Source organism: Streptomyces sp. NPDC091292 (assembly GCF_044757265.1).
In the GTDB taxonomy this organism is placed as follows: Bacteria; Actinomycetota; Actinomycetes; order Streptomycetales; family Streptomycetaceae; genus Streptomyces.
In genome coordinates this window covers 78,530-85,155 of record NZ_JBIVUQ010000030.1, presented here as the reverse complement: position 1 = coordinate 85,155, position 6,626 = coordinate 78,530, and the positions used below count along the sequence as shown (strand labels likewise).

Annotated in this window: 7 protein-coding genes and 1 pseudogene; 6 read left to right on the top strand and 2 right to left on the bottom strand. The window is 70.7% G+C overall.

Annotated elements, in window-relative coordinates; all coding sequences use genetic code 11:
- Window positions 1-303, bottom strand: a 303-nt coding sequence (locus tag ACIQNU_RS40590; RefSeq protein ID WP_401376746.1) for a helix-turn-helix domain-containing protein, incomplete at its 3' end; no start/stop codon positions are given.
- Between the two features lie 298 nt (window positions 304-601).
- Here ACIQNU_RS40590 and ACIQNU_RS40585 point away from each other — a divergent pair.
- Together ACIQNU_RS40585 and ACIQNU_RS40580 are read left to right on the top strand one after the other, a co-directional pair.
- A complete protein-coding gene (locus tag ACIQNU_RS40585) occupies window positions 602-1,150 on the top strand; it encodes a flavoprotein (RefSeq protein ID WP_401376744.1) in 549 nt (182 codons plus the stop codon).
- Window positions 1,151-1,443: 293 nt separating this feature from the next.
- Entirely contained in the window at window positions 1,444-2,214 is a 771-nt protein-coding gene (locus ACIQNU_RS40580) for an SAM-dependent methyltransferase (RefSeq protein WP_401376755.1), read from the top strand.
- Here ACIQNU_RS40580 and ACIQNU_RS40575 read toward each other — a convergent pair.
- Window positions 2,181-2,382 (bottom strand): annotated as a pseudogene (locus tag ACIQNU_RS40575) (signal peptidase I); the annotation flags it as partial. The gene ACIQNU_RS40580 and the pseudogene ACIQNU_RS40575 sit on opposite strands and share 34 nt — an antisense overlap.
- Before the next feature lie 73 nt (window positions 2,383-2,455).
- On the opposite strand from ACIQNU_RS40575, the gene ACIQNU_RS40570 reads away from it, so the two are divergent.
- The 4 genes from ACIQNU_RS40570 (at window position 2,456) to ACIQNU_RS40555 (ending at window position 6,587) form a co-directional block, all read left to right on the top strand.
- Window positions 2,456-2,902: a MerR family transcriptional regulator gene (locus ACIQNU_RS40570; protein ID WP_401376741.1), complete on the top strand. Its 447-nt coding sequence runs from the start codon at window positions 2,456-2,458 to the stop codon at window positions 2,900-2,902.
- Entirely contained in the window at window positions 2,899-3,231 is a 333-nt protein-coding gene (trxA, locus tag ACIQNU_RS40565) for a thioredoxin (RefSeq protein WP_401376738.1), read from the top strand. The genes ACIQNU_RS40570 and trxA overlap by 4 nt, the downstream gene beginning before the upstream one ends.
- Before the next feature lie 111 nt (window positions 3,232-3,342).
- The gene (locus ACIQNU_RS40560; RefSeq protein WP_401376735.1) at window positions 3,343-4,137 is read left to right on the top strand and encodes a VOC family protein; all 795 of its coding nucleotides are present in this window, start codon (window positions 3,343-3,345) and stop codon (window positions 4,135-4,137) included.
- Window positions 4,138-4,355: 218 nt separating this feature from the next.
- A complete protein-coding gene (locus tag ACIQNU_RS40555; RefSeq protein WP_401376732.1) occupies window positions 4,356-6,587 on the top strand; it encodes a HelD family protein in 2,232 nt (743 codons plus the stop codon).
- The last annotated feature ends 39 nt before the right edge of the window (window positions 6,588-6,626 follow it).

The window sequence follows — 6,626 nt, the reverse complement described above, 5'->3', positions numbered from 1 at the left end:
GGGGGCTATGGCTGTGGCGGCGAGGTCGGTGACGAACCGGCGGCGGTGCACGGGCGACTCCAGCATCTGCACGGGGACTTGAAGGGCGGCGGCGACCGGCCGCAGTGTGTGGGGCCGGGGCTTGCGCTGCCCACATTCCCACCGGGAGATGTCCTGCCGCGTGTACGCCTGGCCGGTGACGCGGCTCAACTCGTCGGCGAGCCGGGCCTGAGACCATCCCGCCGCGTCGCGTAATTCCGCGATGAGCCGTCCCACGGCGTTGTGCGGTGCCGCGTGGGTGCTGTCGATACTCCGATCGGGCACGTCCCCGCTCCGTATCCGCCTGAAGAGTCGCATCTACAGGCTACGGCGCAGGGCCTCGCCGTATTCCCTGTACGAGTCAGAGCGGCGCGCGGCAGCAACACATCTCGCCGACACGCGCTCAGCTCCTGACACGACGCAAGGACGCGGCGGTGAAGTCGCTTCTCGAAGCGGACGAGTTGGCCCCCGAAGAGGTGCGCAGGCGTCCGTCGACCGTAAGCCTCGTCAAGGACGTTCTTGGCGTGCACCCGCAGCCGGGCGGAACGTTGCGGCACCTTGCTCGGCAGTGTGGACTGCGCGCATGAGGAGTCGCAGGGTGCTGTATCTGATCGCGTGTGCGGCGGGGCCCACTCAGTATGTGGATGAGGGGGTGCGGGATGTGCAGGGGGCGGGCTGGGATGTGTGTTTGGTGCTGACGCCGTCGGCCGCGCGCTGGTGGGAGCCCCGGATGCGGGAGTTGGAGGAGTTGACCGGGCATCCGGTGCGGTCGCGGCACAAGCTGCCGTGGGAATCGGACTCCTTGCCGAACGCGACGGCGATGCTGATGGCGCCGATGTCGTGCACGACGTTGAACAAGTGGGGTGCGGGGATCGCGGACACGCTGGCGATCGGGCTGCCGTCGGAAGGCGTGCACATGGGGGTGCCGGTGGTGGCGATGCCGTACTTCAACCAGGCACAGGCCGCACAGCCGGCGGTGTCCGTGTCCGTGGAGCGGTTGCGCGCGCAAGGCGTACGGGTCCTGATCGGGCCGGAGGGCTATATGCCTCACCCACCGAAGCGGGGCAACGCGAGGGCGTTCCCGTGGGGGCGCGCGATCGCCGCCCTGGCCGACATCGACCTGCCCGACTGACGCGCGCCCACGGACGCGTACCCGATCCACCCCGCACTCAGCTTCCGGACCGGCCATCGCCTGATACCGCCACGCCCGCCCCGGGCACCCTGTTTTCTGTTCTGGCCAGATCTGCTGCACCCGCAAGCATGTGGCCACTTTTCGGAACAGGGTCCCCCGAGGGGGCCGGGTGTGGGGTCAAAGGGGGTGTGGGGGGCGGGAGTTGCTGTGGGATGCTGGCCGGCAATCATGGGGGCGGCCGGTTCGGTCGCGGGAAGGGGCAGGGTGTGACCGACGGTGTGGGTGTCTCGGGGATGGACACCAGCAAGCCGCATCCGGCGCGGGTCTACGACTACCTTCTCGGCGGGAAGGACAACTACCCCGTCGACCAGGCGGCCGGTGAGGCCCTTGTCGCCGCGGCGCCCGAGGCCCGTATCGGCGTCCGGGCGAACCGTGCCTTCATGGAGCGCGCCGTCCGCTTCGCCGTCGGCAGTGGTGTCCGTCAGATACTCGATGTCGGGACCGGGCTGCCCACGTCTCCGAATATTCACGAGGTCGCCCAGCGCCTGGCCCCGGACGTGCGCGTGGCCTATGTCGACAACGATCCGATCGTGAAGGTCCACGGCGACGCCCTGCTGAGCCAATCCGGCACGACCAACATCATCCTCGCCGACCTGCGCAGGCCGCAGGACATCCTGGACCACCCCGACGTCCGCCGGCTCATCGACTTCGACCAACCCGTCGCCCTGTTCCTCGTCGCCATCCTCCACTTCGTCACCGACGAGGAGGGGCCAGGACGTATCGTCGCCACCCTGCGCGACGCCCTCCCTGCCGGGAGCCTCCTGGTCCTCTCGCACGCCACCGCCGACTTCGCCGACCGCAGCGACGCCCAGGCCGTGTACAACAAGGCGTCGGCCACACTCAACCTGCGCGAGCGCGCCGAGATCGAACGCTTCTTCGACGGATTCGACCTGATCGAGCCCGGCCTCGCCCAGGCCCCGTTCTGGCGCCCCGACGGCCCACCCCCGCCCGGCTCTCGCGAGATCGGCTTCTACGCGGGCGTGGCACGGAAGTCCGACTTGTAGCCGGGGACGGACGGCCGGCGGACCGTCAGTACGACGGACTCCTCCTCCGCGAACCAGGAGTGGTCGACACCCCGGCCCCCGGGCCAGAAGAACCCCGCGTCCGGGAAGCTCCACGCGGAAACGGCCGCTGATCAGCACCAGCAGCGCGGTCCGCTGCTCCCCCTTCAGTCGTCCATGCTCCCGAACCTGACGAAGCACGCTGCTTGCCCTGACGTCAGCGGCAAGGTTTAGCGTCGCAGGCATGCGTATCGGTGAGTTGGCCGAGAAGGCCGGGACCACGCCTCGGACCCTGCGGTACTACGAGTCCCGGGGGCTGCTGCCCGCGCGGCGCGGGGGCAACGGGTACCGCGTCTACGACGAGGACGACCTCCGCCTGCTCCGGCAGATCCGTACTCTCCAGGACTTCGGTTTCGATCTGGAGGAGACGCGGCCGTTCGTGGAGTGTCTGCGCGCGGGCCATCCGGAGGGCGACACCTGCCCGGCGTCCCTCGCCGTCTACCGCCGCAAACTCGCCGAACTCGACGCCGTGATCGCCGAGCTGCGCGGCGTGCGCGCCGAGGTCGGGGCCCAGCTGGAGCGGGCCGAGCGGGCGCGCGACGAGCTGGCCACCGACGCCCAGGTTCCGGGCGGTCCGGAACCCCTGTGTGCCGTGTTCCCCACGGAAACGGAAGGAGCCCCGAAGACATGATCAAGGCCGATGGTGTGCCCGAGGTGACCGACACCGACTTCGCCGACGAGGTGCTGCGCGCCGAACTCCCCGTACTCGTCGAGTTCACGGCGGACTGGTGCCCGCCGTGCCGACAGATCGCGCCGGTGCTGAGCGCGGTGGCCCGCGAGGAGGCGCACCGGATGAAGGTGGTGCAGATCGACGTCGACCGCAATCCGGAGACGACCCTCGCGTACGGGGTCCTCTCGATGCCGACGCTGATGGTGTTCCGCGCCGGTGAACCCGTGAAATCCATGGTCGGCGCCCGCCCGAAGCGCAGGCTCCTGGAGGAGCTGGAAGACGTCGTCTGACCACAGCACCGCAGGGCCCGGCCGCCGTCAGGACAAGGCACCGGGCCCGTGCCAGAGTGAGGACCGGGGACCCAGCACCGACAGACCCGCCCCACCCCGGAGGCCCCGCTCATGCCCGAGATCAACGCACCCTACGCACCCGGCACCCCCTGCTGGGTCGACCTGATGGCCAAGGACCAGCGCGCGGCCCTCGACTTCTACGGCCAGTTGTTCGGCTGGCGCGGACAGCCGGGCCCCGCCGAGTTCGGCGGCTACGCCGTGATGGAGAAGAACGGCAGGCCGGTCGCGGGCATCGGCCCGGCGATGGCCCCCGAGGGCCAGCCGGAGCCGCCGCACGTGTGGACGACCTATCTCGCCACGGACGACGCGGACGCGACCGCCCGCCTGATCGGCGAGGCCGGCGGCACCGTCCTGTTCGGCCCGGACGACGTGGGCCCGCTGGGCCGGATGGCCGTCGCGGCCGACCCGACGGGCGCCGTCTTCGGCGTCTGGGGGCACAAGGAGTTCTTCGGCGCCGGACTGGTGAACGAGCCCGGCACGGTGGTGTGGAACGAGTGCAACACCCGCGACGTACCGGCGGCAGCCGCCTTCTACAAGGCCGCGTTCGGTCTCACGGCCCGCCCCATCGACGAGGAGGGCGGCGACGGCTACCTCGCGCTGTACCCGGCGTCCGACAGCGAACGCCCGGTCGGCGGCCTGGACGACATGGCCGAGCACTTCCCGGCGGAGATCCCCCCGCACTGGATGACCACGTTCGCCGTGGCCGACCTCGACGCGGTCACCGCCACGCACGCCAAGGCGGGCGGCACGGTCGTCCTGGACCCGATGCCGACCCCGTGGGGCAGGCTCGCCGGACTCCAGGACCCGTGGGGCGCGGTCTTCTGCGTGATGCAGCCCGAAGGGTGACGCAGCCCGAGGGCTGAACCCGACCCGCACCCCCGAACGTCCCGCACCCCCCAATCGTAAAGAAATCCCCCGGCGAATTGACAGCCGGGGGATTTCTCTGCGTATATTCAGTGGTTCGCGACTTCCTGTATTTCGGTGCGCCGAATACTTGGTGAAGTCGCGGGGAAGTTTGCTGAGCACAGCATATCCGGGTGGGAGTGGAATTGTCAAATTCGGAATTGCGCGTCGAGCAGGAATTCATCGACGCGCTGTATACGCGGGTCGACCGGCTGCGCGGCGGCGTCGAGCAATCCGTCGCGGGCGCGCTCGAACCCGTCGGGAACGGACTTCAGGCGCGCCTGGAGCGGGACATCCTGGTCGCGGAGCGGTCGGGCCTGCTCGCCGCGCTGAACGCCGTCGACGGTTCGCTCTGCTTCGGCCGTATCGACCTCACATCGGGCACCAGCCACCACATCGGCCGGATCGGCATCCGCGAGGACGACGAGAACCGCACCCCGGTCCTCATCGACTGGCGCGCCCCGGTCGCCCGCCCCTTCTACCTGGCGACCGGCCACACCCCGATGGGGCTGCGCCGCCGCCGTCATCTGACCACCGAGGGCCGTACGGTCACGGCCCTGCACGACGAGATCCTCGACCTGGGCGACACCACCCGCACCGGCTACGAGGACCCGACGGGGGACGCCGTACTCCTGTCCGCGCTGAACGCGGCGCGCACCGGCCGGATGGCCGACATCGTGCGGACCATCCAGGCGGAGCAGGACCGCATCATCCGCGCCCCGCACCGCGGTGTCCTCGTCGTGGAGGGCGGCCCCGGCACCGGCAAGACGGCGGTCGCGCTCCACCGCGCCGCGTACCTCCTCTACGAGCACCGGGAGCTGCTCGCCCGGCGCGCGGTGCTGATCGTCGGGCCGAACCCGGCGTTCCTCGGCTACATCGGCGAGGTGCTGCCCTCGCTCGGCGAGACCGGGGTGCTGCTGTCGACCGTGGGCGAGCTGTATCCGGGGGTGCACGCCACCGGTACGGACAGCCCGTGCGCCGCCGAGGTCAAGGGCCGCGCGGACATGGCGGACGTCCTCGCGTCGGTCGTCGCGGACCGGCAGGCCCTGCCCGACCCGGTGATCGCGATCGAGCACGACCGGAACGTCCTCATCCTCGACGCGGGTCTCGTCCGGGTCGCCCGGGACCGCACCCGTGCGACAGGGCTGCGGCACAACGTGGCCCGTGAGTACTTCGAGGGCCACATCCTCAACACCCTCACCGACATGCTCGCCGAACGTATCGGCACCGACCCCTACGACGGTTCGCTGCTGCTCGACCCGAGCGACCTCACCCAGATCCGCGAAGAACTCGACGCCAACCCCGAAGTGCACGCCGCCATCGAGCAGTTGTGGCCCCGGCTCACCCCGCAGCGCCTGGTCGCGGACTTCCTCGCCGCGCCCACCCACCTCTCCGACGAGGACGCGGCGGCGATCCGCCGCACCACCCGCCCCGGCACCGCTCCCGACTGGACCCCGGCGGACGTCCCGCTCCTGGACGAGGCCGCCGAACTCCTCGGCGAGGACGACCGGACGGCCCGCGCGGCGGCCGAGGCGGAGCGGCGCCGGCAGATCGCGTACGCGCAGGGCGTCCTCGATGTGTCGTACGCCTCGCGCACCTACGAGTTCGACGACAAGGACGAGGAGGACTCGGAGATCCTTGCCGCGCACGACATCATCGACGCGGAACGCATGGCCGAGCGGCACGAGGAGACCGACCACCGGGGCGCGGCCGAACGGGCGGCGGCCGATCGGACCTGGGCGTTCGGGCACATTATCGTGGACGAGGCGCAGGAGCTGTCGGCGATGGCGTGGCGGCTGCTGATGCGCCGGTCGCCGACCCGGTCCATGACCCTCGTCGGCGACCCCGCCCAGACCGCCGACGAGGCCGGCGTCGGCTCCTGGGAGCGCATCCTCGCGCCGTACGTCGGCGACCGCTACGAACACACCCGGCTCGACGTCAACTACCGCACCCCGTCCGAGATCATGGACATCGCGGCAGCCGTCCTGCGCACCGACCACCCCGGCTTCGAGCCACCCCGCTCCGTACGGTCCACGGGCGCCCGCCCCTGGGTCCGGGAAACCTCGCCCGACAAATTGGCGGCGACGGTGGCGGACGCGGTCCACGCCCATCAGCCCACCGAGGGCCGCCTCGCGGTGATCGCACCGAGCGCCCTGCACGAGGAACTGGCCACGGAACTCCCCGGAATCACGGCGGGCACAGAACCGGACCTGACCCACCCGGTGGTGCTTCTCGCCCCGCGTGAGTCGAAGGGCCTGGAGTTCGACACGGTGATCGTGGTGGAACCGGGGGAGTACCGGACGAGCGACCTGTATGTCGCGCTGACGAGGGCGACGCAGTCGTTGGGGGTGGTGCACACGGGCAACGCCGGACGGGTGCGGCTCAGCCTGTAAAAGCAGCCCGTCCGGCGTTTGAGGACCGGGGTTCGGGGC

Bases quoted from the DNA above. Each gene is read 5' to 3' on its own strand.
- ACIQNU_RS40585 (WP_401376744.1), top strand. From the start codon at position 602: ATGAGGAGTCGCAGGGTGCTGTATCTGATCGCGTGTGCGGCGGGGCCC.
- ACIQNU_RS40580 (WP_401376755.1), top strand. From the start codon at position 1,444: ATGGACACCAGCAAGCCGCATCCGGCGCGGGTCTACGACTACCTTCTC.
- ACIQNU_RS40570 (WP_401376741.1), top strand. From the start codon at position 2,456: ATGCGTATCGGTGAGTTGGCCGAGAAGGCCGGGACCACGCCTCGGACC.
- trxA (WP_401376738.1), top strand. From the start codon at position 2,899: ATGATCAAGGCCGATGGTGTGCCCGAGGTGACCGACACCGACTTCGCC.
- ACIQNU_RS40560 (WP_401376735.1), top strand. From the start codon at position 3,343: ATGCCCGAGATCAACGCACCCTACGCACCCGGCACCCCCTGCTGGGTC.